At 34.4% G+C, this 26,489-nt stretch carries 18 protein-coding genes; 11 read left to right on the top strand and 7 right to left on the bottom strand.

Annotated elements, in window-relative coordinates; all coding sequences use genetic code 11:
* The first annotated feature begins 2 nt into the window (after positions 1-2).
* Complete coding sequence (locus tag ACFQ0I_RS01945) at positions 3-1,325, top strand: aspartate kinase (protein ID WP_379938861.1); 1,323 nt, start codon at positions 3-5, stop codon at positions 1,323-1,325.
* Between the two features lie 79 nt (positions 1,326-1,404).
* Here ACFQ0I_RS01945 and ACFQ0I_RS01940 read toward each other — a convergent pair whose 3' ends face one another.
* Positions 1,405-2,697: an aminopeptidase P family protein gene (locus ACFQ0I_RS01940; RefSeq protein ID WP_379938859.1), complete on the bottom strand. Its 1,293-nt coding sequence runs from the start codon at positions 2,695-2,697 to the stop codon at positions 1,405-1,407.
* Positions 2,698-2,898: 201 nt separating this feature from the next.
* On the opposite strand from ACFQ0I_RS01940, the gene ACFQ0I_RS01935 reads away from it, so the two are divergent.
* The 4 genes from ACFQ0I_RS01935 to ACFQ0I_RS01920 all read left to right on the top strand — a co-directional run bounded on the left by ACFQ0I_RS01935 (position 2,899) and on the right by ACFQ0I_RS01920 (position 8,287).
* Positions 2,899-4,695, top strand: a complete 1,797-nt coding sequence (locus tag ACFQ0I_RS01935; protein ID WP_379938858.1) for a T9SS type A sorting domain-containing protein — start codon at positions 2,899-2,901, stop codon at positions 4,693-4,695.
* Positions 4,696-4,828: 133 nt separating this feature from the next.
* Positions 4,829-5,509, top strand: coding sequence for a succinate dehydrogenase cytochrome b subunit (locus ACFQ0I_RS01930; protein ID WP_379938856.1), 681 nt, complete (start codon positions 4,829-4,831; stop codon positions 5,507-5,509).
* Between the two features lie 10 nt (positions 5,510-5,519).
* A complete protein-coding gene (locus tag ACFQ0I_RS01925) occupies positions 5,520-7,532 on the top strand; it encodes a fumarate reductase/succinate dehydrogenase flavoprotein subunit (protein WP_379938854.1) in 2,013 nt (670 codons plus the stop codon).
* Between the two features lie 14 nt (positions 7,533-7,546).
* Positions 7,547-8,287 carry a succinate dehydrogenase/fumarate reductase iron-sulfur subunit gene (locus ACFQ0I_RS01920; RefSeq protein WP_379939938.1) on the top strand — a complete coding sequence of 247 codons (741 nt, stop codon included), beginning with the start codon at positions 7,547-7,549 and terminating at the stop codon, positions 8,285-8,287.
* A gap of 58 nt (positions 8,288-8,345) precedes the next feature.
* Here the strand turns inward: ACFQ0I_RS01920 and ACFQ0I_RS01915 are convergent, their stop codons facing one another.
* The gene (locus ACFQ0I_RS01915) at positions 8,346-9,899 is read right to left on the bottom strand and encodes a leucine-rich repeat domain-containing protein (RefSeq protein WP_379938852.1); all 1,554 of its coding nucleotides are present in this window, start codon (positions 9,897-9,899) and stop codon (positions 8,346-8,348) included.
* A 168-nt stretch (positions 9,900-10,067) separates the two neighbouring features.
* On the opposite strand from ACFQ0I_RS01915, the gene ACFQ0I_RS01910 reads away from it, so the two are divergent.
* Complete coding sequence (locus ACFQ0I_RS01910) at positions 10,068-11,006, top strand: M28 family peptidase (RefSeq protein WP_379938850.1); 939 nt, start codon at positions 10,068-10,070, stop codon at positions 11,004-11,006.
* Positions 11,007-11,015: 9 nt separating this feature from the next.
* Here ACFQ0I_RS01910 and ACFQ0I_RS01905 read toward each other — a convergent pair whose 3' ends face one another.
* From ACFQ0I_RS01905 to ACFQ0I_RS01890, 4 genes are all read right to left on the bottom strand, one after another.
* Positions 11,016-12,140 carry an efflux RND transporter periplasmic adaptor subunit gene (locus ACFQ0I_RS01905; RefSeq protein ID WP_379938848.1) on the bottom strand — a complete coding sequence of 375 codons (1,125 nt, stop codon included), beginning with the start codon at positions 12,138-12,140 and terminating at the stop codon, positions 11,016-11,018.
* A 10-nt stretch (positions 12,141-12,150) separates the two neighbouring features.
* A complete protein-coding gene (locus tag ACFQ0I_RS01900; protein WP_379938847.1) occupies positions 12,151-16,464 on the bottom strand; it encodes a CusA/CzcA family heavy metal efflux RND transporter in 4,314 nt (1,437 codons plus the stop codon).
* Positions 16,465-16,544: 80 nt separating this feature from the next.
* Positions 16,545-16,934 carry a hypothetical protein gene (locus ACFQ0I_RS01895; RefSeq protein ID WP_379938845.1) on the bottom strand — a complete coding sequence of 130 codons (390 nt, stop codon included), beginning with the start codon at positions 16,932-16,934 and terminating at the stop codon, positions 16,545-16,547.
* Positions 16,935-16,991: 57 nt separating this feature from the next.
* Positions 16,992-20,414: a hypothetical protein gene (locus ACFQ0I_RS01890; protein ID WP_379938843.1), complete on the bottom strand. Its 3,423-nt coding sequence runs from the start codon at positions 20,412-20,414 to the stop codon at positions 16,992-16,994.
* A 170-nt stretch (positions 20,415-20,584) separates the two neighbouring features.
* On the opposite strand from ACFQ0I_RS01890, the gene ACFQ0I_RS01885 reads away from it, so the two are divergent.
* The 4 genes from ACFQ0I_RS01885 to ACFQ0I_RS01870 all read left to right on the top strand — a co-directional run bounded on the left by ACFQ0I_RS01885 (position 20,585) and on the right by ACFQ0I_RS01870 (position 24,154).
* The gene (locus ACFQ0I_RS01885; RefSeq protein ID WP_379938841.1) at positions 20,585-21,349 is read left to right on the top strand and encodes an exodeoxyribonuclease III; all 765 of its coding nucleotides are present in this window, start codon (positions 20,585-20,587) and stop codon (positions 21,347-21,349) included.
* A 27-nt stretch (positions 21,350-21,376) separates the two neighbouring features.
* Positions 21,377-22,336 carry an OmpA family protein gene (locus ACFQ0I_RS01880; RefSeq protein ID WP_379938839.1) on the top strand — a complete coding sequence of 320 codons (960 nt, stop codon included), beginning with the start codon at positions 21,377-21,379 and terminating at the stop codon, positions 22,334-22,336.
* Positions 22,337-22,602: 266 nt separating this feature from the next.
* The gene (locus ACFQ0I_RS01875; protein ID WP_379938837.1) at positions 22,603-23,634 is read left to right on the top strand and encodes an aldo/keto reductase; all 1,032 of its coding nucleotides are present in this window, start codon (positions 22,603-22,605) and stop codon (positions 23,632-23,634) included.
* Positions 23,635-23,785: 151 nt separating this feature from the next.
* Positions 23,786-24,154, top strand: a complete 369-nt coding sequence (locus ACFQ0I_RS01870) for a DUF4174 domain-containing protein (protein ID WP_379938835.1) — start codon at positions 23,786-23,788, stop codon at positions 24,152-24,154.
* An 86-nt stretch (positions 24,155-24,240) separates the two neighbouring features.
* Here ACFQ0I_RS01870 and ACFQ0I_RS01865 read toward each other — a convergent pair whose 3' ends face one another.
* Complete coding sequence (locus tag ACFQ0I_RS01865) at positions 24,241-25,380, bottom strand: lipid II:glycine glycyltransferase FemX (RefSeq protein WP_379938833.1); 1,140 nt, start codon at positions 25,378-25,380, stop codon at positions 24,241-24,243.
* A gap of 173 nt (positions 25,381-25,553) precedes the next feature.
* Between ACFQ0I_RS01865 and ypfJ the strand changes: the two genes are divergently transcribed.
* The gene (ypfJ, locus tag ACFQ0I_RS01860; protein ID WP_379938831.1) at positions 25,554-26,453 is read left to right on the top strand and encodes a KPN_02809 family neutral zinc metallopeptidase; all 900 of its coding nucleotides are present in this window, start codon (positions 25,554-25,556) and stop codon (positions 26,451-26,453) included.
* The last annotated feature ends 36 nt before the right edge of the window (positions 26,454-26,489 follow it).

Genomic DNA, 26,489 nt, shown 5'->3' with positions numbered 1-26,489 from the left:
GTATGAAAGTATTAAAATTTGGTGGAACTTCGGTTGGAACGGTTGAGAACATATGTAATGTTAAAAACATTATCAACGATGGCGAAAGAAAGATTGTAGTGTTATCTGCAATGTCAGGAACAACCAATCAGTTAGTTGCGATTGCTAAGGATATTGCGGATAATGAATCGAATGCAGCTATCGATAAAATTAATAAGTTGCATGACACCTATTTTATCGTAATTGATAATCTCATTACAAATACAGTTTTAAACAAGGATGTTAAAACCTATGTTTCGGGTATTTTTAACCTATTGGTAGAGTGTACTGCGAAGCCATTTTCTGTAGCATTAGAAAATCAGATTGTAGCTCAAGGTGAGTTGCTTTCTACGTATATGGTGAACAGTTATTTGAATCAGGAAGGGATTTCTTCAGCGTTGTTACCCGCTTTAGATTTTATGCGAATTGATGCGGCAAAAGATCCAGATTTAGATTATATAAAAGCGAAGTTTAAAACAACTTTTAGCGATACAAAAGAATCCGAAATTTATATTACGCAAGGCTTTATTTGTTTAGATGATAAAGGAGCAATTTCGAATCTGCAACGTGGAGGAAGTGATTATACAGCTACCATTATTGGGGCCGCTATCAATGCTGAAGAAGTTCAGATTTGGACAGATATTGATGGGATGCATAATAACGATCCGCGCTATGTTGACAACACAAGACCAATTTCGAATTTATCATTTGATGAAGCGGCGGAATTAGCATACTTCGGAGCAAAAATATTACACCCTCAAACGGTAACTCCCGTTCGAAATCTTAATATTCCTGTACGATTAAAAAACACCATGAATCCAGAAGCTTATGGCACTTTAATTAACGACGATCATTCTGAAACAGGAGTTAAAGCTATGGCGGCTAAAGATGACATAACAGCTATCAAGATAAAATCTGGAAGAATGCTTCAGGCGCATGGATTTTTGAAAAAAGTGTTTGAGATATTCGAAGTTTATGAAACTTCCATCGATATGATTACAACTTCTGAAGTTGCAGTCTCTTTAACAATTGATGATGATAAAAATCTTGATAAAATCATTGCGGAATTAGAGAAATTTGCAACCATTGAAGTGGATAAAAACCAAAGTATTATTTGTTTGGTAGGGCATTCCGTAGTAAATCATTCTGAAACTTATAAGTTATTTCAAATATTACAAGATGTAAAAATTAGAATGATTTCTTATGGCGGAAGTAATAACAATATTTCATTACTAGTAGATACTAAAAACAAAATTAACACGCTGCAAAAACTAAACGATTATTTATTTGAATTAGTCACTCTATAAATCACGATATTTTAGTGTTGCATGCAAAAAAGGGGCGTTATATATAACGCCCCTTTTAATTTTATAAATCTTTTTGAAATTAAGAATTCATAAGCGCTTCAATGTCATCGGCTTCTATAGGAATGTTGCGCATTAAATTAAAGGGCTCGCCAGATTTTTGAATCACAACATCGTCTTCTAATCTAATACCAAAACCTTCTTCTGGAATATAAATTCCTGGTTCTACAGTAAACACCATATTTGGTTGCATAGGTTCGGTTAAAATACCATAATCATGAGTATCTAAACCCATATGGTGACTGGTTCCGTGCATAAAGTACTTTTTGTACGCAGGCCATTCTGGGTTTTCGTTTTTCACATCGGCTTTATCTAAAAGTTTTAAGCCTAATAATTCAGATGTCATGAGTTTTCCAACTTCTATATGATATTCGGTCCAGTCCGTACCAGGTAATAGCATTTTTGTTGCTTCGTTTTTTACTCGGTTTACTGCATTATAGACTTCTTTTTGTCGTTTCGTAAATTTGCCTGAAACTGGGATAGTTCGTGTTAAGTCGCTTGAATAATTAGCATATTCTGCACCAACATCCATTAAAATTAAGTCGCCTGCTTTACATTGTTTATTGTTTTCTATATAGTGCAAAACATTGGCGTTATTTCCCGAAGCAATAATAGGCGTATACGCGAATTTTTTAGAACGATTTCTTAAAAATTCGTGCATAAATTCGGCTTCAATTTCATATTCCCAAACATCAGGTTTTACGAAATTTAAAATTCTACGAAACCCTTTCTCAGTGATATCACAGGCCTGCTGAATTAAGTCTATTTCTATTTGGTTTTTAACAGAGCGTAATCGTTGTAAAATGGGAGCGCTTTTCGCGACGCTGTGCGCAGGGTATTTTTCTTTAAGCCATTTGGTATAGCGATCTTCGCGTGTTTCTGTTTCTACATTCGCTCTGTAATGCTCGTTTGTATTGATGTAAACGGTTTCGCATTGCGTCATTAATTCAAACATGATTTTTTCCATGTCTTGCAGCCAATAAACGGTTTTAATACCACTGGTTTTAAAAGCCGCGTCTTTTGTTAGTTTTTCGCCTTCCCAAACAGCAATATGGGCGTTGGTTTCTTTTAAGAATAAAATTTCGCGATGTTTTTCTTTTGGGCAGTCTGGGAACAAAACTAAAATACTTTCTTCTTGGTCTACACCGCTTAAATAGAATATATCGCGATGCTGTTCAAAAGGCATTGTGCTATCAGCACTAATAGGGTAAATGTCGTTAGAATTAAAAACAGCCAAACTATGAGGTTTCATTTTAGCTGTAAAATTTCTTCTGTTTTCAATAAAAAGCTTAGAATTTATTGGTGAATATTTCATAAGTATAATATGTTATTATTTCTATAATATGATGCAAATAATTATGAATCAGTTATATATGATTGGTATTTGCATTGGTTGCTTGTTTTGCGGTATAACAAGTTAAAGCATGCTAAAAGTAGCAAAAGTTAATAAAACAAGCCTGATTTTTGTTATATTTGATTCACTACTGCTTAGAATTGAATAGAATAATTAAATGCTATGAAAAAAATACTTCAACATATTATGCTGATTTCGTGCTTTTTAGGGTTAGGCGGGAGCAATCTGTTTAGTCAAATCTTGCTTAAAGAAACATCACTAGAGAAACAAATAACGAATTCCAGTTTAGTTATTGAAGGTAAAGTGCTATCCAAAAGTTCTTTTTGGGATGCAGAACATAAAAATATTTATACAGTCAACACGGTTGAAGTTTATAAGGTTTTTAAAGGAGAAGCTCTAGAAACTATTGAAATTATTACTGAAGGAGGAACAGTAGGTTTATCGGCGCAAATTGTTACGCCAAGTTTAAAACTGCGTACAAATGATACAGGTGTTTTTATGCTTTATGACAATAATATTAATATAAAACAAAAATCAGCTAAAAAACAGTTTAAAACCTATGGGTCCTTACAAGGATTTTATAAATACAATTTAACTAAGGATGAAGCCATAAATCCGTTCAATAAAAAGCAAGGGATTACATCAGCTTTTTACGGCGAAATAATGGCTATCACGAAAAGTGATGTGGTAGAAGTTAAAAATTTAAGTTTGGAATCCAAACAGAGTGCAGCTAACAAAGGTTTACTTGCTCCAGGCGGCATAACGTTTAGTCCAACAAATATTAGTGCTGGCACTAAGTCTGTGCTTACAATAAATGGGACAGGATTTGGTAGTGCACCGGGTACGCTCGGTAAAGTTTCTTTTAGTAACGCCGACGATGGTGGAGCAACCTTAATTAGTGCCTTAAGTACACAAATATTATCTTGGGGTAACACCCAAATAACTGTAGAGGTTCCCTCGGATGCTGGAACTGGTATTATAGAGGTTACGGATAGTGCTGGTGCTTCTGCAACTTCAGTGGCCGAATTAACCGTGACCTATGCAGAAATCAATGTGGTGGCAGATGATATAAATCCGGGAACAGATGTAGCCTACAGAACCCAGCATGTTGATGATAATTTTTCTGGTGGGTATACTTGGCGAATGTTTACAGGTTTTGATAATAATGCTAGTGCAAAAGCTGCGTTTTTGAGAGCATTAGATTCTTGGCGTTGTGGTACCGGTATTAATTGGGTTACAGGAGCAACCACAAATACAAACGTGGCAGCCAGTGATGGTGTAAATGTCGTAAGATTTGATGTTAATAATGAATTAGACAATGGTGTATTAGGTCAATGTACTTTTTATTATAGCGGTTGTATTGTTAATAGAAATAGTTCTATAAATTGGTATGTGTATGAATTTGATATTGTTTTTGATGATGCAACAGATTGGAATTATAGTTCAGACATAAATTCAACAGAAATTGGAGAGTATGATTTTGAAAGTGTAGCGCTGCATGAACTAGGGCATGGACATCAATTAGGGCATGTTAACAACACAAATGATGTGATGCATTATGCGATTTCAACTTCCGAAGAACAGCGGGTATTGGGTACGGGAAATATTGCCTGCGCAACTACTATTCAAACCAGAAGTACAACGATTGTCTCCTGCACAGGTTTAGAAGTTATGACGAATCACCCATGCTATTTAAGCATAGAAGAAGAAGAATTAACAGCAGCAATAAGTCTTTATCCTAATCCAAATAAAGGCATATTTAATATTAACAATTCATCTCTTATTAGTTTAGAAAAAGTGGTGATTTACGATATTAGAGGAAGACTTATGGCTAAATTCGATATGACAAATGCATCAAGAATAAAAACTATTAATTTACAAGGTGTTTCAAAAGGGATGTATTTTGTGAATATTTATTCCGATAAGGCTATGATTACTAAGAAGATAATTCTTGAATAATTTTTTCAAAAAAAAGAAGCAAATCCCTTGCATTTCTTTAAAATCATTCTAAATAACAAAAACATGACAAATGTTTGTTGTCTAAAACGCTATCCTAACTTACATTTGCAAGCATATAAATAAATTCAATATAATGAGCGGATTTTTTAATTCTTCAATAGGTAGAAAAGTGGCCATGGCGCTTTCAGCTTTTTTCCTCATGTTTTTCTTAATTATTCATTTAGCGGTAAATATAACATCTGTTTTTAGTGCAGATGCGTTTAATGAATTGTCACATTTTATGGGAACAAACCCATTGGTACAGTTTGCATTACAACCTGTATTAATCTTTGGTGTTGTTTTTCATTTTGTAATGGGCTTTGTATTAGAGCTAAGAAATAAGAAAGCAAATGGAGTGGCTTACGCCAAAAATAATGGAGCGGCAAACTCAACCTGGATGAGTAGAAACATGATTTACAGTGGTCTTGTAATTTTAGCATTCATTATAATACATTTTATTGATTTCTGGTTTCCAGAATTAAATACTAAATACATTCAAGGTGATTGGTCTGGAGTTCATGAAGGAATTGATGGTTACCGATATTTCCATGAATTACAAGAGAAATTTATACCTATCTGGAGAGTAGCAGCCTATGTTGTGGCCTTTGTTTTATTAGGGTTGCATTTAGCACATGGCTTTACATCGGCATTCCAATCAATGGGTGTTACTGCAGGAAGAAAGAAAACATTACAAAATATAGGAAAAGCTTATTCAATTATAATTCCATTAGGATTTATAGTTGTTGCCCTTTTTCATCATTTAAATCACCATTAATCTCAGATATATGGCATTAGATTCAAAAGTACCACATGGTCCAATTCAAAGTAAATGGACAGATTATAAAAATCATATTAATTTAGTTAATCCTGCCAATAAACGACACATAGATATTATCGTTGTTGGAACGGGTCTAGCGGGAGGTTCTGCTGCGGCAACCTTGGCAGAATTAGGCTATAATGTAAAAGCATTTGCTTATCAAGATTCGCCACGTAGAGCGCACTCTATTGCAGCGCAAGGAGGAATCAACGCGGCAAAGAATTATATGGGCGATGGCGATTCAACATACCGTTTATTTTATGATACCGTAAAAGGTGGTGATTACAGATCTCGTGAAGCGAATGTATACCGTTTAGCTGAAGTGTCTGGAAATATTATCGACCAATGTGTGGCTCAAGGTGTTCCTTTCGCTCGCGATTATGGTGGATTGTTAGATAACCGTTCGTTTGGTGGTGTATTAGTGTCAAGAACATTTTATGCTAAAGGACAAACAGGTCAGCAATTATTATTAGGATGCTATTCTGCAATGAACCGTCAGATTGCTCGTGGTAAGATTGAAATGTTTAATCGTCACGAAATGCTTGATGTTGTTAAAATTGATGGCAAAGCAAGAGGAATTATTGCTAGAAATTTAATTACTGGCGAAATAGAAAGACATTCGGCTCATGCTGTAGTTATTGCGACTGGAGGTTACGGAAACGTTTACTTCTTGTCTACCAATGCCATGGGAAGTAATGCTACTGCAGCTTGGAAAATTCATAAAAAAGGTGCGTATTTTGCAAATCCTTGTTTTACACAGATTCACCCAACATGTATTCCACGTTCAGGCGATTATCAGTCAAAATTAACGTTGATGTCTGAGTCGTTACGTAACGATGGTCGTATTTGGGTTCCAAAAAAGATTGAAGATGCTAAGGCTATTCAACAGAGAAAATTAAAACCTACTGAAATCGCAGAAGAGGATAGGGATTATTTCTTAGAACGTCGTTATCCAGCATTTGGAAATTTAGTACCTCGTGATGTAGCATCAAGAGCCGCTAAAGAGCGTTGCGATGCAGGTTTTGGTGTTAATGCAACAGGAGAAGCGGTTTATCTAGATTTTGCTTCGGCAATCGAACGTTACGGAAAAACACAAGCTAAAGTTCAAAATATATCAAATCCTTCAAAGGAAAAAATTTACGATTTAGGACAAGCTATCGTTGAAGAAAAATACGGAAACTTATTCCAGATGTATGAGAAAATCGTTGATGAGAATCCATACAAAACACCTATGATGATTTACCCAGCAACACATTATACTATGGGTGGTATTTGGGTAGATTACAATTTAATGACTACAGTTGATGGTCTATATTGTATTGGTGAAGCAAACTTCTCAGATCACGGAGCAAACAGACTTGGAGCTTCGGCTTTAATGCAAGGGTTAGCTGATGGTTATTTTGTATTGCCTTATACAATAGGCGATTATTTATCAAACGATATTCGTACAGGTAAAATTCCAACAAATACTCCAGAGTTTGATGAAGCAGAAAAAGAAGTAAAAGATAGAATTGATTTCTTCATCAATAATAAAGGAACAAAATCTGTTGACTATTTCCACAAAAAACTTGGAAAAGTAATGTGGGATAAAGTAGGAATGGCACGTAATGAAAAAGGTTTAAAAGAAGCTATGGCCGAAATTAAACAAATACGTGAAGAGTTCTGGAAAGATGTTAAAGTACCAGGAGTTGCAAATGAAATGAATCCTGAATTAGAAAAAGCAGGTCGTGTGGCAGACTTTTTAGAGTTAGGCGAATTATTTGCAAAAGATGCTTTAATGCGTGAAGAATCTTGTGGTGGACATTTTAGAGAAGAATCTGCTGAAACAGATGGTCCTCAAAAAGGAGAAGCGAAACGTAATGATAAAGATTTTGCTTTTGTTGCTGCTTGGGAATATAAAGGAGAACCAGCTGATGCCGTATTACACAAAGAGCAATTAGAATTTAAAGATATAGAATTAAAACAACGTTCATACAAATAAGAAAAGATATGATGATGAATCTCACACTTAAAATTTGGAGACAGAAAGACTCAAATTCAAAGGGTCAAATGGTCGATTATAAAGTAACTGATATTTCAGAACACATGTCTTTTTTAGAAATGATGGATGTTTTGAATGAACAATTAGTAAATGCAGGAGAAGAACCAGTAGCATTCGATCATGATTGTCGTGAAGGCATTTGTGGTATGTGTTCTATGTATATTAATGGAGAAGCTCACGGACCAGATAGAGGTATTACCACTTGCCAATTGCATATGCGTATGTTTAAAGATGGTGATACGATAACTATCGAACCATTTAGAGCCGCTGCATTTCCAGTAATAAAAGATTTGGTGGTTGATAGAACAGCGTTTGAGCGTATTCAGCAAGCTGGTGGATATATTTCGGTAAACACCTCTGGAAACACTCAGGATGCTAACTCGATTCCAATTTCTAAACATGCTGCCGATGAAGCTATGGATGCTGCAACTTGTATTGGTTGTGGTGCTTGTGTAGCGACCTGTAAAAACTCTTCTGCTATGTTGTTTGTTGGCGCTAAAGTATCTCAATATGCTTTGTTACCACAAGGTCAAGTTGAAGCTGCAGACCGTGTACGTAATATGGTAACTCAAATGGATTTAGAAGGTTTTGGAAACTGTACCAATACTGGTGCTTGCGAAATAGAATGTCCTAAAGGAATTTCTTTAGACAATATCGCTCGCATGAACAGAGAATTAATGAAAGCTAGTATTTAATAAAGAATACAGTTTAATCTGAATAAAAAACCCAAGCAATTGCTTGGGTTTTTTGTTCTCACAGTTTTATTAGTTTTTTCGTTACAATGCCGTCTGCACTTTTAATTTTTATAAAATAGAAGCCACTGGATAAATTAGAAAGATTCAGTTCATTTTTACCATGGTATAATACGCCTTTTGTTAATAACTGACCGTTCGAATTGCTTAGGCTAAAAGTTGCCTTTTCATTGAGGTTAATCGTTAACAAATCGTTTACTGGATTAGGATAAATATTAAAATTAGAAGCCCCTAAATCTTCAATACTTAATGCGGCGCAATCTTCACTAAAAATAGAGTGTGAATCAATATTAGTCCAATTGGCAGTACTCCAAATAGCATCATCTACATTTATACAGTTTAAATTAGGATTATTTCTGGCATCAAAATCATTAAAATTAATATTATTACCGTTTTTAACATTTAAGCTAGACAAGTTATTATTATCACAATAAAACCACGTTATATTAGGGTTATTACTTATATCCAGGCTTTCTAAATTATTAGTGTTACATAACAAGCCTTTTAATTTTGGATTATTACTTATATCTAAACTAACAATGTTATTATAGTTACAATTAAGAGCATCCAAATTAGGGTTGCTACTAACATCTAACGTAGTTATACTATTATCTGTACAATATAAACCTTCTAACAAAGTATTATTACTTACATCTAAGCTATTCAAATTATTACTTTCACAGGTTAGGACTATTAAAGCAATATTTTTACTAATATCCAAGTTACTTATGTTGTTGTTCGAAGTATACAAATAAATTAATGCGGTATTATTACTAACATCAATAGCATTAATGTTATTGTTATGAAATTGCAATGTTCTTAAGGCGGTATTGGCACTTACATCTAAACTGCTTAGACTATTTGAATAACAATATAAAGCTTGAAGAACAGTGTTATTACTTACATCCAAACTACTTATATTATTTGAATAACATGATAGAGAGATTAATAAAGGATTATTGCTAATATTTAAACTACTAATCATACTATTTGAACAATCTAATGAAACTAATAACGTATTAGCACTAACATCTAAATTATTTATAGGGTTATTAGAGCATGATAAGCTAGTTAGTGCTGTATTCATTAGGGTATTCAAAACGGTTAAATTGTTATCTTCACAATTCAGATATTCTAATAAAACATTATTGCTAAGATCTAAATTACTTATATTATTATAAGAACAGACTAATTGAGTAAGTGCAGTATTTGCACTTGTATTTAAACTTGTTAAGTTGTTTGCATGACAGCTGAGGTTCTGAAGTGATGTATTATAAGAAATGTCTAGGTTTGTAAGATTGTTATTTCCACAATATAATGTATTTAAAGCAGTAAAATCTTCAATTCCAGTAAGGTCGCTAATCCCTTTATTGTATAAATTCAAATCTGTTACCGAACTAATATTAGCGGTAGGTATATAATCATCTAAAGGAGCTGTATCGTAGCCGAGGGCTATCAAAGCTTGTTCAAAATTGTCGTCTGGTACGTACGTGTTTTGTGAATAGGAAAGCATAGCAAAACAACACATAACGTACAATAGTAGTTTTGTTTTCATTTTATATTGATTAATAGATTATTTCCACGTCAGAAGTTATAATTTCTAAAAACTAAGAGAAAATCACAATGATAATAATCAGTATAACAAATTCCTTTCATCGATAATAATTAAAACCCAGGCTGTAGCTTGGGTTTTTTGTTTAGATTTAAATCTTTAAATTATCACATGAGAAAAATTATATGCTTTTGTTTGTTGCTGTGTGTATCAGTTTTTAATACGTATGGGCAAATAGAAAATACTACCAGTTCCATTAAAGCGCCAATATTTAATGATACGTTACTCCTGCATCATATAAAAACCTTGTCTTCTGATGCTTTTGAAGGCAGAAGAACAGGAACTCCCGGAGCCCTAAAAGCCGCAAACTATATTATTAAAGAGTTTACTGATAATGCTATTTTGCCACTGGGAAAAAGTTTAGAACAGCCTTTTACTTTTACGCATGAAGACACTACTTATAACGGTGTTAATATTTTAGGTTATGTAAAAGGCACCACCTATCCACAAAAATATGTTGTAATTAGTGCACATTACGACCATGAGGGCATTAAAAACGGACAAATTTATAATGGGGCAGATGATGATGCCTCTGGGGTTAGTGCCTTATTTAGTTTTGTGGAATATTTTAAAAACAATCCGCCTAAGCATTCTGTTATTTTAGCTGCTTTTGATGCTGAGGAATTAGGGATGGAGGGTTCTAAATATTACGTAAACAATAGTATTATTCCGTTAAAGCAAATAGTAGTAAATCTTAATATGGATATGATTAGTAGAAGTGATAAGAATGAACTATTTGCCGTAGGAACCGTCTTTAATAAAACGCTTGAGCAAATTATCTCTAACCATGAATATTCAACGACCATAAGCCTATTAAAAGGGCACGATCAAGGTAATTGGAATGAAAACTGGACCTACGCTTCAGACCATGTGTCCTTTCATAGAAGAGGTATTCCTTTTTTGTATTTTGGAGTTGACGACCATGCGGATTACCACCAACCAACAGACGATTACGAGAATATTCACCCCGAGTTTTATATTGAAGCTGTAAAAGTTATTATGTCTGTATTTAACAAGGTGGATAATAGTTTACAGCTTTCAAATAATTAAATTTTTTTATTATTCCGACAATAACATAAAACTGCCATTAGTTAATACTTGTTTGTCTGAAAAATCATTATAATTTAGAACTTCAATATAATTTTCGGTTTGTTTGCCTACGTTTATTTTTGTTTTGTTAAACGTGTAGTTAGCGCTTTTGCTTTCTAAAACTAAAGCAAAATAGTCGCCTTCAATTTCTGCAACGGCAGTATTTGGTAATGCAAAACTATTAGTATTGTTTATTACTATTTCGGCTTCAACAAACATTCCAACAATAAAGCTAGCCTCTTTTTCATCTTTAATATGCCCATGTATTTTCACGGTTCTATTGGTTGCATCGATAGACGTTCCAACTAAATGTACTTCGGCTTCAAAAGTTTTTGCAGATGCTTCAGGAATTTTAAAGTTTATTTTTTGACCTTTTTTAATGTTTAGAATATCTTTTTCAAATACGATTAATTCTAAATGTATGTGTGCAGTATCAATAATTTCTAAAATTGTATCGGCTGGCGATACGTAGGTGCCATTGCTTACATTAACTTTAGTAATGTAGCCTTCAATAGGTGCGTAGATATTTACTGTTGAGGTTATTTGTCCTTGCTCTACGGAAGTGGGATTAATATTTAGCATTTTCAGCTTTTTTTGTAAGCCGTTATAGTGCGCTAAACTACTTTTGTAAGTGCTTTCGGCTTTTAAAAAGTTTTTCTGAGAAGTAATGTTTTCATCATGCAATGTTTTTTGTCTCTCAAACTCCGATTTTAAATAATTAAGTTGTTCGGCAATTTCTAGATACTGTTGTTGTAATTCTACAAATTCCGGATTTTCAAGGGTGACTAAAAGCTGCCCTTTTTTTACTTTATCGCCAATTAATAACGGCGTTTTAGTAATGTATCCGCCCATAAAAGTACTAACATTGGCTTTATTACTTGGTGGAACATCAATCATACCATTGGTTTTTACAGTTCCATTAAAATCCTGTTTTTGGAGTGTGCCTAATTGCATGCCTTCGCCTTTAAATTGTGCAGGCGTTACTACAATGGTGTTAGAATTTAAATCGGCCTCAGAAGTGGATTCATTATTTTTTTCTGAATTGCCACAGGCCACAAATGCAAGTGAAATGAATAAGATATATATGTTTTTCATGTTAGATGTATTAAAGTATTAAATAGTTAATGGCGATAATGGTTTGATTATAATCGTTAAGATTATTAAGGTATGTTAATTCCATATCCTTTGCCGTTTCGATGCTTTGCAAGTATTGAAAAAAATCGATTTCTCCTTCTTTAAAAGTGCGTTCGGCAGTTTTTATAATTTCTTCGGAAAGGCTTTTACCTTGTGTTTCATAATAATTAATAGCTTCGTTGTATTGCTGAAGTTTGGCTAACAGCGATTGGTATTCTGCATTTAATTTAAATGTGTAATCCAGTTTTTGTTCTTCAGCTATTTCTTGTGCAATTTTTGAAGCTTTTATTTTTGAAGCAGGTCCGCTAAATAACAATGGAATTTTTACACCAAACTGGTATCCTTTTATTTGGTCATTTAAGGTGTTATTAGAACCTTGAAAATATTCTACACTTAAATCGGGTAGTAAATTTTGTTTTTCTTGCTGATGGACTGCTTTGTAATAATTTTTAGACTCTTCAAACAACAATAAACCAGCATTATTCTCTATGGAAATAGCTTGTAATTCTAATTTTATTAATGGTTCGTCTAGTATTTGAATAGCATCAACCTGAACGATTTTCTTTAATTGTTCGGTTAGCAAAATAACTTCCTGTTGCGCTTGTTTATAAAATGTTTCTATTTGTTTTTGTTTAGATTTGGCGGTAATCATTTCCAAATAATTGGTTTCACCCAAAGCAAAACGGCGTTCTGCAGCCTGTGCGAAGTTTTTATACAAACTATCTAAGAACTTAAATGTTTTTGCTTTGTTTTTAGCATAACTTAACTCGTAATACGCCATATTAACTTCTCGTTTTAGTGTTTGAAGCGCAATATTATAATAAGATTTCTGTAGGCTATACTGTGCTTTATTGACCTTCTTGTCTGCAAAATATACGGTTGGGAATTTAAAATCTTGCGAAATACCGAAAACCTTTAATGGTTCGCCATTTATGGCAATATTGTTTTCGTCGTAGTTATAAAACAGCGAAGTTTTATCAAAATTAAATGCGCTACCAATTAAAACATCCGATTCTTCGACCTGTAATGAAGATGCTTTTAAACCAGCATTATTTTCAATAGCTAAATTCAAAGTTTCTTCAATCGAAAGTGGTGGTTGTTGTGCGTGTAATGAAACAGATAGCATTATTATAATTATTGATGCAATTCCTTTTTTGTTCATTTTAATTTTTGTTTTTTCTTCAAACCAAGCATATAACACAGGCAATACAATAAGAGTTAGAACGGTAGACGTTACTAAACCTCCTATAACAACGGTGGCAAGCGGACGTTGAACTTCGGCGCCTGCATTGGTAGAAATAGCCATTGGTAAAAAGCCTAATGCAGCAGCGGCCGCCGTTAACAGCACAGGGCGTAATCGTTCTGTTGTACCTCTTTTTATGCGTTCTTCTATATCTGTAATGCCGTGTTCTTTAAGTTCTTTAAAATGCTCTATTAAAACAATGCCGTTTAACACTGCAATACCAAAAAGAGCAATAAAACCAACGCCTGCCGAAATGCTAAAAGGCAAGTCTCGAAGCCATAATAATAGAATACCTCCAACGGCAGAGAGTGGTATGGCAGTGTAAACCATAAAGGCTTCTTTTAGCGAACCAAAAGCAAAATGAAGCATAATAAATATGAGTAACAGAGCAATCGGAACAGCAATCATTAATCGGGCTTTGGCACTTTGTAAATTTTCGAATTGACCACCATAAGCAACGCTATATCCTACAGGAAGTTTAACCTTAGTTTCAATAATACGGCGCACATCGTTTACAACCGATTGTAAGTCTCTATTTCTAACATTAATGCCAACTACGATGCGACGTTTCGTGTCATCTCTCGATATTTTTGCAGGTCCGGTTGTATATTTTATTTCTGCCAGTTCACTTAAAGGAATTTTTGTGCCACTGGGGGTATCGACATACAGATTTTGGAGGTTTTCAATATTTTTTCGATGCGATTCATCTAAGCGAATTACGAGATCAAATCGTTTTTCGCCTTCAAATACATTACCTACCGTTCCTCCTGCAAAACCTGCTGAAATTAATTGATTGATATCTGAAATATTCAATCCATAGCGTGCAATTTTATTTCGATTATAGGTAACGCTCATTTGCGGTAAGCCTTCTACTTTTTCAATAGTAATATCTGAAGCACCTTCTACGTTCTGTATTAAAGTTTTAATTTCGGCTGCTTTTTTTGCTAAAACCGATAAATCTTCACCAAAAATCTTGATGGCTACATCGGCGCGTACACCGGTTATTAATTCGTTAAACCGCATCTCGATGGGTTGCGTAAATTCTACTTCCATTCCAGGAATAACTAAAAGCGCTTCTTTAAATTTATCGGCTAGTTCGTCTTTGCTTTTGGCCGAAACCCATTCTTTTTTTGGCTTTAATTTAATAATCACATCACTTTCTTCCATACTCATAGGGTCTGTAGGAACTTCGGCAGCTCCAATTCTACTCACTACTTGGTCTACTTCAGGAAAATTATCGATTAATATTTGTTCAATTTTTGTGGTAATTTCAATGGTTTTACTAAGCGATGTTCCGGTTTTTAAAACAGGCTGAATTACAAAATCGCCTTCATCTAAAGTCGGAACAAATTCACCACCCATATTACTAAAAATCCAAATACTTCCCGCTAAAAGTAATACGGCGAGCGACAACACTGTTTTTTTAAACTCTAACGCCCAATGAATGGAAGGTTTGTACATTTTTGTTAAGAACTTCATTAGCTTAACCGATATGTTTTTATCACTTTGTTTGTCTGGTTTTAAAAACATTGAAGAAATAACAGGCACATAGGTTAAACAAAAAAGCATAGCACCAATTAAAGCAAAACTAAAAGTTAAGGCCATGGGTTTGAACATTTTACCTTCCACACCGCTTAATGAAAGAATTGGAATAAAAACTATGAGGATAATGAGCTGACCAAATATGGCCGAATTCATCATTTTAGAGGCACTTTTTAAAGTAACGCTATCTATAGTATTTTGCTGTTCTTCTTGTGACTGAAGCTTAATTTTTGAACTTTGTGAAGTAATTTGAAAGGCAATAAATTCTACTATTATTACAGCACCATCTATAATAATTCCGAAATCTATGGCGCCAAGACTCATTAAGTTGGCATCGATTCCAAAAATATTCATTAGCGAAATGGCGAACAATAAACTTAAAGGAATTACCGAAGCCACAACCAAGCCAGAGCGTAAGTTTCCTAACAACAAAACCACCACAAAAATAACTATCAACGATCCTAAAATTAGGTTTTCGGCTACCGTAAAGGTTGTTTTTGCTATAAGTTCACTACGTTCTAAAAAGGGGTTAATATATACGCCCTCTGGTAAGGTGTTGTGCATAGAAGCAACGCGTTCTTTTACTGCGTCGATGACTTCTTTCGAGTTGCCATCTTTCAGCATCATGACTTGTCCCAGTACTTTTTCGCCTTCACCATTACCTGTTATAGCTCCAAAACGTGTGGCACTTCCAAAGCCAACTTCGGCAATATCTTTTATATATATGGGAAAGGTTTCATTTTTTACAACAATGTTTTCAATATCGTTTAAGGAGTTTACTAATCCTTCGCCACGAATAAAAAAGGATTTATTGGTTTTTTCAATATAACCACCACCAGCTACACTGTTATTTTTTTCTAAAGCATTGTAAATATCTGAAATGGCGATATTCATTGCTTTGAGTTTTTTTGGATTTATGGCAACCTCGTATTGTTTTAAATAACCACCCCAAGTATTAACTTCTACTACGCCGGGTATTCCCGATAATTGACGTTTTACTATCCAATCTTGAATGGTTCTTAACTCTGTTGTCGTATAGCGGTTTTCGTAACCCGGTTTTACATCTAAAATATATTGGTAAATTTCCCCTAATCCTGTGGTTATGGGTCCCATTTCGGGAGTTCCAAAACCATTCGGAATTTTTTCGGACGCCATTTTAATTTTTTCGGCAATTAATTGTCTGGGTAAATAAGTCCCCAATTTATCTTCAAAAACTATAGTGACTACTGATAATCCGAATTTTGAGACCGACCGAATTTCAACAACTCCGGGAAGATTTGCCATTTCAAGTTCTACAGGATATGTAATAAACTGCTCTACATCTTGTGTAGATAAGTTTCTGGAGGTCGTAATAACTTGAACTTGGTTATTGGTAATATCGGGGACGGCACCTATGGGAATTTGGGTTAACGAAAAAATTCCAAATCCTATAACAGAACCTATAAATAGTAGAACGACAAGCTTGTTTTTTAAACTGAACTTAATTATGGTTTCTAACATAATTTGTGTTAATAAAATTGATAAATGCTATTCTAAACAGTGTGTTTGAATCGTTTTAAAAGGAAATAGTAAGAGACGAATTAAGCGTTTTTTGGTGGTTGTAAAACGGGACGTTTTTCGAAAGAAGAAGTCGGTTCTTGATAGAAAAAGTTAACAGGGACTTCTAAAAAATTAGAATCGCTAGTAACAAAAAAATATGGCGTAGTTACTGTAAAATCATGTGAGATATGTGTACACTGTTGATGGTGTTTAAACGGTAAATTTTGGTGTTCTTCATGATCAAAATCATGTTGCCCTTTACTTTCATCATAATGTTCTGCCAAAAAATCAATAAAACTATCGCCATAATTTGCCTCATGATATTTAGCATGTTCTAATAGGTTATGTAATTTTGATAGATCATCAAAACTAATATTAGAACTTTGAAATAATATCAAAGTAGAAAATAATATGGCAACTAGTTTAGTCATATGCACGCTAAATTAATAAAAAAAGGATGTAACTATGTAATATAAGTTACAAGTTCTTTAAAAATAGGCTTTTAACTGTACAGTTCCGGTGTGTATGGTTTTGCTGGTTTCAGTTTTTCTGCCAAAGTAACTTAGATTTAAATCTAAAAAAGTAGTTAGTTTTTTTTGTGCTAATAAGCTCCAGGTAAAGTTTTTTCCTGGCTGCAATCCCTCGAGCATTTGATATGAAACAGGCGTATTTGAACTGCCTTCAAACTTGTTCGAAAAAAAGTTAAACTCCCCAATAATAGAACTTTTCAGACTGCTTGAAAACGTAAAAGACGTGCCATATTTTTGTTGTTTTAAAGTTTCTAAATCACCTATAATATTTTCTTTACTGGCATGCTGATAATAAACATCGAAACGCGAATTATCATTAAACAAATAAGTTAGTTTGGGGTTTAACCGCGTTTCATTAAAGTTGTAATTTTTACTAGCATAATTTTCACTGGTACTTTCATTATTTTCAAAATCAGATTGAAGGGTTATTAACCAATTAACGGCAAATTTATGGTTGAAATTTAGTTGGTGGCTTTTCAATGCATTTTCAATAAAACCAATCGATAAAATACTGCGAGTTTTATTTGAAAGATAGGTGTAAGAGGTAGTATAGCGTTGTTTACCTCGGTTATAAAACAATACATTTCTTAAGTTTAGTTGCAATGCCAATTGATTATCGAAACTACTTTCAAACGGATTTAAGTTAAAACTACTGCCATCGCGTTTTAGTTTTCTATCAACTAAATAACTGGTTTGGTTATAAAAATGCGACCAGAATTTTTGTGATTTATTTTTGGAAACCGACCATTGTGACGGGTTAACTGTAAGTGTTTGACTGAATCTATTTTGATGTGTTTTTAAATAGATTTGATTGGGTAATAATACGCGAATGTATTTGCCTTGGTCTTGAAATTGCGCAATTTCAAATTCTTCCAATTCTTGAATGCCATTTTCGTTATAATCTATCCACATGTAAGTGCCTTGACCGGGCTCTACTTCTACATAAGTAAAATCTTGTTGTGCCAAGGTGCCAGAATTGGTTTCAAAAAGGGTGTTCCATTGCACTATTTGCTTGAATAATTTCTGACTGAATTGCAATCTGGAGTTTATAGATTGTTCATCATCTATAGTTTGGTCGACATTATTTAAGGTTCTGTAATTAGCATAAAGCGACAAATTAGTGTTAGTATTTTGAATGAGCCTTGTATCTAAATAAAAGGTGTTGGAGGTATTTACTTTTTGTAATTGATTGTTTCTGATGCTATCATTCACTCGGTTTTTATAGCCTATTTCGGTAAAAATTTTTGTACTGTCGCCCACCCCAAAAAAGACTTCGTACGATTTAAATTTCTGACTTAAAGCCGTTAGTTCCTGGGTTGCGATAGTGGTCTGTTCATTCGCTTCAATAGCCAACTTTGTTCCTAGCCAACTTTTATTCATGCTATATGTTAAGGTGTTTGAAGACCTTAAAAATGTAGAAGTATTTGCGGTTGAAGTAGCATTTAAAAAACTGGAATACGATGCTATTCTAAATTTATTAAGCATCAAGTTGGTATTTAAAATATGACGGTTTCCATTGAAATATCCAGAGTATCCCAAATGTTCAAATTGATAGGTAGCAATGCCTTTTTTTAAATGAGTTAAGCGCAATCCGGTAGTTAATAACGTTTGATCTCCAAAATCTAGGGTAGAGGTTGTTGTAGCACTGTTATCTAAATTCCAATCTCGGTTAAATTCGGCATTATATAAGCGTTCAATGGTTTTAAAGTTTTTGGAAATAAAATCACCATCGGCAAAGGCGTTTAAGCTCCATAAACTATCATTTTTTTTAAGATTTTGAGAAATTTTTAATGTTCCTGCCACCCCATTATTGTCGCTATCATCTAAGTTTGAAAATAAGTTTAAATCATTTTTACTTGCTGCCAATTCAAACCCAATATCTGTTTTTTTAGTTGGTGTGTAGTTTCCATTTATCATCGCTAATTGAAGTTTTATAGGCGCAATTAATTCAATTATTGGAGCGTAGCTACCTTGTAAAATGCCTGCATATTCATAAATGTTATTAATGGCATTGGTGCTCTTTAAAATATAATCGCCTTGGTTAGGTCCTACGTTGGTAAAGGTAACTTGGTATAACGTGTCGTCCGGATTGTTAGAAAAAACAAAGACTTCAACCCCGTTAATAAGTTCTTTTTTATATAGAATTCTGTTATCGCTGTATGATTCTAAAACTTCAGAAGATGCCACCATTTGAGATTCATCATCACCAGCATTTGAAAGTATTTGAATTTGTGCTTCCGATAGGTTTTGCAGCAAATCTTGGTTTTTAGCATCATTTTCAGAATAAATAGCAACGCCAATATTCAGTTTTTTGCTTTCAAATCTGCTTCCGCCAAAAGCGACGAGGCGCGAATAATTACGTTCGCTATATTGGTAATCGACCGTAATTCGCATTTCGGAGGTAATGGGAAACGTGGAATTAAATATAATTTCGCCAGCGTTATAGTCAATGATATAATCTTTGTCTTCGCCCCGTTGCGCTACCACACCATTTACATAAACAGTTTCGCTACCTGAAACTATAAGCACATACAATTCGCCATTTTCTCCCTGTAATTTATAAGGCCCTTGGTTGCCTTCTTGTGCGGTAAATAAGCTTCTTGTAAATTGCCCGCGCACCAAAGCACCAGCGGCAAACACATTGGTTTGCGCATGGTCTTCACCCAATTTTGCGTTTATTGATAAACCTTGCACACGTTTGGAGAAGCGTGCAAAATAAGAATCGTTATTTTGTAGATCGATATCGCCTGCTCTAATATTCCAACGGTCGCTGTACAATTCAATGAAAACCTGGTCGAATTCGTCTAATCGCTGGCTATAACCACTTTCTTGTAACGGGATATTAGCATCTTGAATGGATGCCCGAAGCGATACCTTGTCGCTTAGTTTTCCCGATATTTGAAGGTCTAATTCGCTATTTAAAACCGAGTTTTGATTATTTCCAATGGTAACCCCACGCGAGATACTTCCGGTGGTGGTTAAACCATCAAAAGGAACAAAATCTTTGGTGTTGTTAGGTGCAGATAATTGATAAAGTGTTTTTATATTTTCGGTATTTTCAACAATGATAGCTTCATCTAATTGCTTGTATGTTTTAGTTAAAAACTCCGGAAATTTTAAATAATTAATGCTAATAGAATCAGTTTCAATAGGTTTTATAAAGTACAAAACAGCTTTTTTAAAATCAACCTTATAAAAAGAAGAATCTACAACCGTAGTATTATTAATTTTAATTGAAAAATAATTCGGATTAATACTCACATGGTCAATTGCAATAGAATCGTTTATAGCAACTTTTTTAGTTCTATAATTTGAATTCTGCTCTTGCGCCAGCGCACAAAACCCAATAAAAAAGAGAAAAAGAAAGGTTATAAACTTCATTTGATATTTAAACTCTAAATAGTTTAAAATATTTTGTTAATAGTTTTCGTGAAAAACAACTCCAAATTAATAGTGTAAAAGTAACGCATTATTTATTTTAGCTGAAATTAACTCGTTTTAAAAAAACGAGTCATCCCAACGTAGGTTAGGGTCTCATTAAAACAAAGTAAATGAAAATAATCTCATACAACGTAAACGGTATAAGAGCAGCCATAAATAAAGGATTTTTAGATTGGTTAAAAAGTGCCAATCCAGACGTTATCTGTTTGCAAGAAATTAAAGCGTTAAAAGAGCAATTAGATTTAGAACTTTTTGCTGAAGCAGGGTATAAATATAGCTATTGGTTTAGTGCTCAAAAAAAAGGGTATAGTGGGGTTGCTATTTTAAGTAAAATAGAGCCTAATCATGTAGAATATGGCACAGGAATTGATTCGATGGATTTTGAAGGTCGCAATATTAGAGCCGATTTTGATGGAGTTTCCGTTATGAGTTTGTATTTGCCTTCAGGAACAAATGATGCCAGATTGGATCACAAGTTTGAATACATGGATATGTTTCAAGAGTATATCAATAAATTAATAAAAGACATCCCTAATTTAGTTATTTGTGGCGATTACAATATTTGTCACGAAGAAATCGATATTCATAATCCAAAAGGCTTAAGTAATACCTCTGGGTTTTTACCCGCCGAACGCAAATGGTTAGGAGGTTTTATAAATAGCGGATTTATCGATTCTTTCAGGCATTTAAATAAAGAGCCAGATAATTATACATGGTGGAGTTACCGGGCAAATTCTAGAGCAAATAATAAAGGTTGGCGATTAGATTATGCCATGGTTTCTAAAGCCATACAAGAAAAGATAAAAAGAGCCGTTATATTGTCGGATGCAGTGCATAGCGATCATTGCCCAATTTTATTAGAAATAGAAACTTAAAAACCAAACCCTAAATACTGTATAAAAATGATTAAAAGAATTTTCTTAGTTGCCTTAACACTCGTACTTATTTCTTCGTGCGTGTCTCCAAAAATCTATAAAGATTTAGAATCTAAATACGCCAATTTAAAGCAAGCAAACCGTAAGCTTTCAGACGAAAATGAAGATTTACTTTTCGATAAAACAAAGGCTGAAAACGAATTAAAACAACTTAAAGCAGATTACGCACAAGTGCTTGCACAGCGCAATAAACTACAAGGCGATTTCGATGCAACTAAGGCAAATTTAGATGCGCTTAAGTCATCATACGATGCATTAGAAAAAAATAGTTCGGCGTCTATTGCTGCAAATTCAGAAAAAAACCGAGAGCTGTTAGCACAATTAGAGGCTAAAGAACAAGCCTTGGCAGAAGAAAACCAACGTTTAGAAAAACTAAAACAAGAATTAGCAAACCGTTCAAACCGCGTAGCAGAACTAGAAAAAGTAATCTCAGATAAAGATGCGGCAATGACTGCGTTAAAAGAGGCGATTTCTAAAGCCTTGACCGATTTTGAAGGTAAAGGTTTAACCGTAGAGCAGCGCGATGGTAAAGTATATGTTTCTATGGAAAACAAATTGCTATTCAGTTCAGGAAGTTGGGCCGTTGGTACCGAGGGTAGAAGAGCGGTGCAGCAATTAGGAACTGTGTTAGCAACAAACCCAGATATAGCCGTGTTAATCGAAGGGCATACCGATAATGTGCCGTACCAAGGCAGTGGGCAAATAGTGGGCAACTGGGATTTATCTACCAAACGTGCCACGGCTATTGTAACTATTTTAAGAGAAAATGCTTCCATTAATGCCGAAAATTTAACCGCTGCAGGTCGTGGTGAATTTGCGCCAATAGCAACTAACGATACACCAGAAGGTAGAGCAAAAAACCGACGCATAGAAGTTATTTTAACGCCTAAATTAGACGAACTTACTAAGTTGTTAAAAGAGAATTAGTATTTGGGCGTTACCACTCCCGATAGCTATCGGGAGGTCGCGCTTTACGCTATATCTTTTTTGCTTTTAATTGCAAAAAAGGATGCCGCTGCAATCGCTAACGCAACCTAAACCTTAAAACATTTTTAAACCTTTCAGTTCCTAATGAACTGAAAGGTTTTTTTTATCTTTAACATATTATCTAAAAACCTAATAGAAACCGTCTAAAAATCTAAAAGTCTAACAATCTAACCATCTAACGATCTAAAAGTCTAAACATCCAAAAAATGAAATACACAATATTACCACACACCAATATAAAAGTTAGTAAAATATGCCTCGGATCTATGACTTGGGGAAACCAGAACACAGAATCCGAAGGGCATGCGCAATTAGATTATGCCTTCGAAAAAGGCGTTAACTTTATCGATACCGCCGAGGTGTATCCGGTGCCGGCAACAGCCGAAACACAAGGTAGAACTAGTAACATTATTGGTACTTGGTTAAAAAAAACAGGCCATAGAGATAAAGTCGTATTAGCTTCTAAAATTGCAGGTCCCGGCGATTATACAGCTCACATTCGCACAACAGGTTTTAGTAAGGAGGCCATTAACGACGCTGTAAATGGCGAATTAAAAAGATTGCAAACAGAATATATCGATTTGTTTCAAATACATTGGCCAGAACGCAGCACTAACAGATTTGGAATACGAGCATATACACTTGATACCGAATGGAGCGATAATTTTAACGCTATTTTACATGGTTTAGATGAGCAAATAAAAACAGGTAAAATAAGACATGTTGGTGTATCGAACGAGAATGCATGGGGAACAATGCGTTATTTAGAAGAATCTAAAACACATAGTTTACCTAGAATGAAAACCATTCAAAACGCCTATTCATTACTAAACAGAACTTTCGAAACCGATTTAGCCGAAGTGTCTTTACGCGAAAATATTGGCCTGTTGGCATATTCTCCAATGGCATTTGGAGTGCTTTCGGGCAAATACATTAAAGGAATTGAAGGCGAGAACGCCCGACTGCATTTGTTTCCAAGATTTTCGAGATATAGCAGTGCACAATGTACCGAAGCGACCAGACAATATTTAAAAATCGCAGAGGATAATAACATGACTCTAGCACAAATGAGTTTAGCTTTTGTAAACCAGCAAGCTTTTGTAACCAGTACCATTATTGGCGCTACCAATTTAGAACAGCTTAAAGAGAATGTGGCGAGTATCAATGTTGTTTTAAGCGATGAGGTGTTAGCGCAAATTAATGCGGTTAATGATGTAATTCCTAATCCAGCAACCTAATACCTGCACAGGCAGGAATCTTGTGGTTTAATTGTAGCGGAGTGACATGAGAAAGAGTGATAATTTTAACTTAAAAAACGAGATGTCCATTTTAAAAGCAATACTATTAATTTCTATTTTTATAAAGATGGGCCATGTTAACGCACAAAATATGGAATCACATACATGGAAAAACAGAGTGCTTTTGTTGCTAACCGAAGATATAAATAATGCGGATTATAAAAATCAAATTAAAGAATTACAAGCTTGTAATAACGGATTAGTTGACCGGAAATTAATTGTTTATCAAATAACAAAAGCTGGGTATAAGATAGGGTTAAGCGCTACTTCTAAATGGCATAAATCAACCCAGGTATATAAAGCATACCAAAAAACTAACATTCCCTTTCAGGTAGTTTTGATTGGCTTAGACGGCGGCACCAAATTAAGGGAATCAGATTTTATTTCTTGCGAAGCCTTGTTTCGTGTGATTGATGTGATGCCTATGCGCAAATCTGAATTGAACGCCAGGGAAAAATAAATCTAGCCCCTAGTATTTATGGATTGCTTGGAAACTTAACTTTTGCACCACTCGTTAAGAATGAAACCTTGAGTAATGCTCTTAGTTTAATTTGTGGCTTCTTGAAGCTTGTAAAAATCGTATAGCTTTTTGTTATAAGGGTAGTCCCAACAGCCCATTCTATGAAATAAATCGCCGCCAAATCCTTTTTTGTAAACATGTACGCCATGTAGTGGATGTTTCCTGCTTAAGTTTGGAGCGGAACCAAACATATCGTATTCGGTGCAACCCCATGCTTTGGCGATGCGTATAGATTCCCATTGCAGCGCATAACTTGCCATTGCGTTGTTTTTTGACGATTTAGAAGCGCCATATAAATAAGTGCCTCTTTTTTTAGTTAAAACTAAAAACATAGAAGATAGAAATTTACCATCAATATCTGCCATGAGCATCTTCACAGTAGTACCGTTTTTGGTATTATCTTGGTTCTTCAAAATGGTTGTAAAAAACTCTTTATTTTGTAAAGGAATGCCGTGTCGAGTGGCGGTGTCTAGATATAATTTATACCAGATATCCATATGTTCAATGCCGTATTCACGGACTTTAATACCTTTTTTATTGGCCTTTTTTACATTATATCTTGTGTTGTAACGCATGTTAGACAACAAATCTTCCTCGTTTAATGTTAAATCGAGAAAAAAAGTGTTTTTAGGAAGGTTGTCTTGCACACTTTTTTGCAAGTTCCAATTGGTTGTGCCAAAATTCATTCTGAATTCTTGTGTTTGGTTGGGTGGTGGCCCTAGCCAATTTCCTGAATTATCAAAATATGCTTCTTCAACAGCCCATTGATTTTCCCAAATTAAATCGTAACGGATAAAGATGCAATTTGAAGGTAGGTATGGTTTTATAGATTCGGATAAGTATTCTAAAAATAAACCTTGGTTTTCAAAGCTAGGTTCTAGTTTTGGTCCGTAAGGAACGTAAGCAATACAGGTGTCATCGTTTACGTATTTAATTAGTATTAATAGGTCTTCAACTACTTTTTCTGAGGAACTAGCGGTACTAAATAGTAGGTTTTTAGAAATAGTTAATTCAAACCCTTGTGGTATAAATCCTTGATTTTTTTTTACGCGCCCCCAAAAAGGAGTTTGAGGTAATATATTTGTTGTTTTGAATTCTTCAATATCTTTTCGTTCTAACTCACAAATCATGCTTTTTACTTTTTTGCGGCAAATGTAAGGAATCATATACGTAATTTAAAATTATATACAAATTGATTACCACCTTTATTAAAAAAACCATTGAAAAAGAACTGTTTACGAAGCATTGGGTGAAATGTTACAATAACTTAAATCTAATTAAATTAACATTTAGAAAATATGTGTAAATTGAAACAGCAAAAATTTAAAAAATAAAAAACATGAAATGGCAAGGAAGAAGAAAAAGCTCAAACATTGATGACCGCCGAGGGCAAAGTAGTTCGGGACGTGGTTTAGGAGGATTTAGTCCTACCTTATTAATTCCATTAGTAAGATTACTTTTTTCTAAAGTGGGACTTTTTATTGTAGGTGCTTTTTTGGTTATTTCTTTTCTTTTAGGTAAGAATCCTTTGAGTTTAATAACTAATCTTTTGAGTGGTGGCTCTGTAGCAACCGAATCGTCTGCACCGTATAACCCAACCGAAAAAGATGAAGAATTAGCAGAATTTAGTGCTACTATTCTAGCCAATACAGAAGACGTGTGGAATAAGTTATTAAAAAATTATAGAGAACCAACCTTGGTGCTTTTTACTGGTTCGGTAGCATCGGCATGTGGTTCGGCGTCTAGTGCAACAGGACCTTTTTATTGCCCTGGTGATGAAAAGTTATATATCGATTTAAGTTTTTTTGATGAGATGGAAGGTCGTTTAAATGCTCCGGGAGATTTTGCACAGGCCTATGTTATTGCACACGAGGTTGGGCATCATATTCAGAAATTAAATGGTACTACCGATAAAATGAATCGTTTACGAGGGCAAGTAAGTCAAACAGAATACAACAGATATTCTGTGATGTTGGAGCTTCAGGCCGATTTTTTAGCGGGTGTTTGGGCGCATCATTCGCAAGCAATGACTCGTATGATGGAAACAGGTGATTTAGAAGAAGCTATGAATGCCGCCAACGCTATTGGTGACGACCGATTGCAAAAACAATCGAGTGGTAGGGTAGTACCTGATTCGTTTACACATGGGACCTCTGCACAACGCATGCGATGGTTTAAAAAAGGTTTTGATACGGGCGATTTATCGCAAGGTGATACCTTTAGTGCGACGTCGTTGTAAAGATTATTTAATAACAAATTTATAAATTGAGGCGAT

The organism is Mariniflexile aquimaris (genome assembly GCF_042676825.1).
GTDB lineage: Bacteria > Bacteroidota > Bacteroidia > Flavobacteriales > Flavobacteriaceae > Mariniflexile > Mariniflexile aquimaris.
The sequence above is the reverse complement of the archived record's forward strand: the minus strand, read 5'-3'. Positions and strand labels throughout refer to the sequence as shown.

Bases quoted from the DNA above. Each gene is read 5' to 3' on its own strand.
- ACFQ0I_RS01865 (WP_379938833.1), bottom strand. From the start codon at position 25,380: ATGATTCCTTACATTTGCCGCAAAAAAGTAAAAAGCATGATTTGTGAG.
- ACFQ0I_RS01910 (WP_379938850.1), top strand. From the start codon at position 10,068: ATGAGAAAAATTATATGCTTTTGTTTGTTGCTGTGTGTATCAGTTTTT.
- ACFQ0I_RS01880 (WP_379938839.1), top strand. From the start codon at position 21,377: ATGATTAAAAGAATTTTCTTAGTTGCCTTAACACTCGTACTTATTTCT.
- ACFQ0I_RS01885 (WP_379938841.1), top strand. From the start codon at position 20,585: ATGAAAATAATCTCATACAACGTAAACGGTATAAGAGCAGCCATAAAT.
- ACFQ0I_RS01945 (WP_379938861.1), top strand. From the start codon at position 3: ATGAAAGTATTAAAATTTGGTGGAACTTCGGTTGGAACGGTTGAGAAC.
- ACFQ0I_RS01915 (WP_379938852.1), bottom strand. From the start codon at position 9,899: ATGAAAACAAAACTACTATTGTACGTTATGTGTTGTTTTGCTATGCTT.
- ACFQ0I_RS01895 (WP_379938845.1), bottom strand. From the start codon at position 16,934: ATGACTAAACTAGTTGCCATATTATTTTCTACTTTGATATTATTTCAA.
- ypfJ (WP_379938831.1), top strand. From the start codon at position 25,554: ATGAAATGGCAAGGAAGAAGAAAAAGCTCAAACATTGATGACCGCCGA.
- ACFQ0I_RS01930 (WP_379938856.1), top strand. From the start codon at position 4,829: ATGAGCGGATTTTTTAATTCTTCAATAGGTAGAAAAGTGGCCATGGCG.
- ACFQ0I_RS01890 (WP_379938843.1), bottom strand. From the start codon at position 20,414: ATGAAGTTTATAACCTTTCTTTTTCTCTTTTTTATTGGGTTTTGTGCG.
- ACFQ0I_RS01925 (WP_379938854.1), top strand. From the start codon at position 5,520: ATGGCATTAGATTCAAAAGTACCACATGGTCCAATTCAAAGTAAATGG.
- ACFQ0I_RS01935 (WP_379938858.1), top strand. From the start codon at position 2,899: ATGAAAAAAATACTTCAACATATTATGCTGATTTCGTGCTTTTTAGGG.
- ACFQ0I_RS01940 (WP_379938859.1), bottom strand. From the start codon at position 2,697: ATGAAATATTCACCAATAAATTCTAAGCTTTTTATTGAAAACAGAAGA.
- ACFQ0I_RS01920 (WP_379939938.1), top strand. From the start codon at position 7,547: ATGAATCTCACACTTAAAATTTGGAGACAGAAAGACTCAAATTCAAAG.
- ACFQ0I_RS01900 (WP_379938847.1), bottom strand. From the start codon at position 16,464: ATGTTAGAAACCATAATTAAGTTCAGTTTAAAAAACAAGCTTGTCGTT.
- ACFQ0I_RS01905 (WP_379938848.1), bottom strand. From the start codon at position 12,140: ATGAAAAACATATATATCTTATTCATTTCACTTGCATTTGTGGCCTGT.
- ACFQ0I_RS01875 (WP_379938837.1), top strand. From the start codon at position 22,603: ATGAAATACACAATATTACCACACACCAATATAAAAGTTAGTAAAATA.
- ACFQ0I_RS01870 (WP_379938835.1), top strand. From the start codon at position 23,786: ATGGAATCACATACATGGAAAAACAGAGTGCTTTTGTTGCTAACCGAA.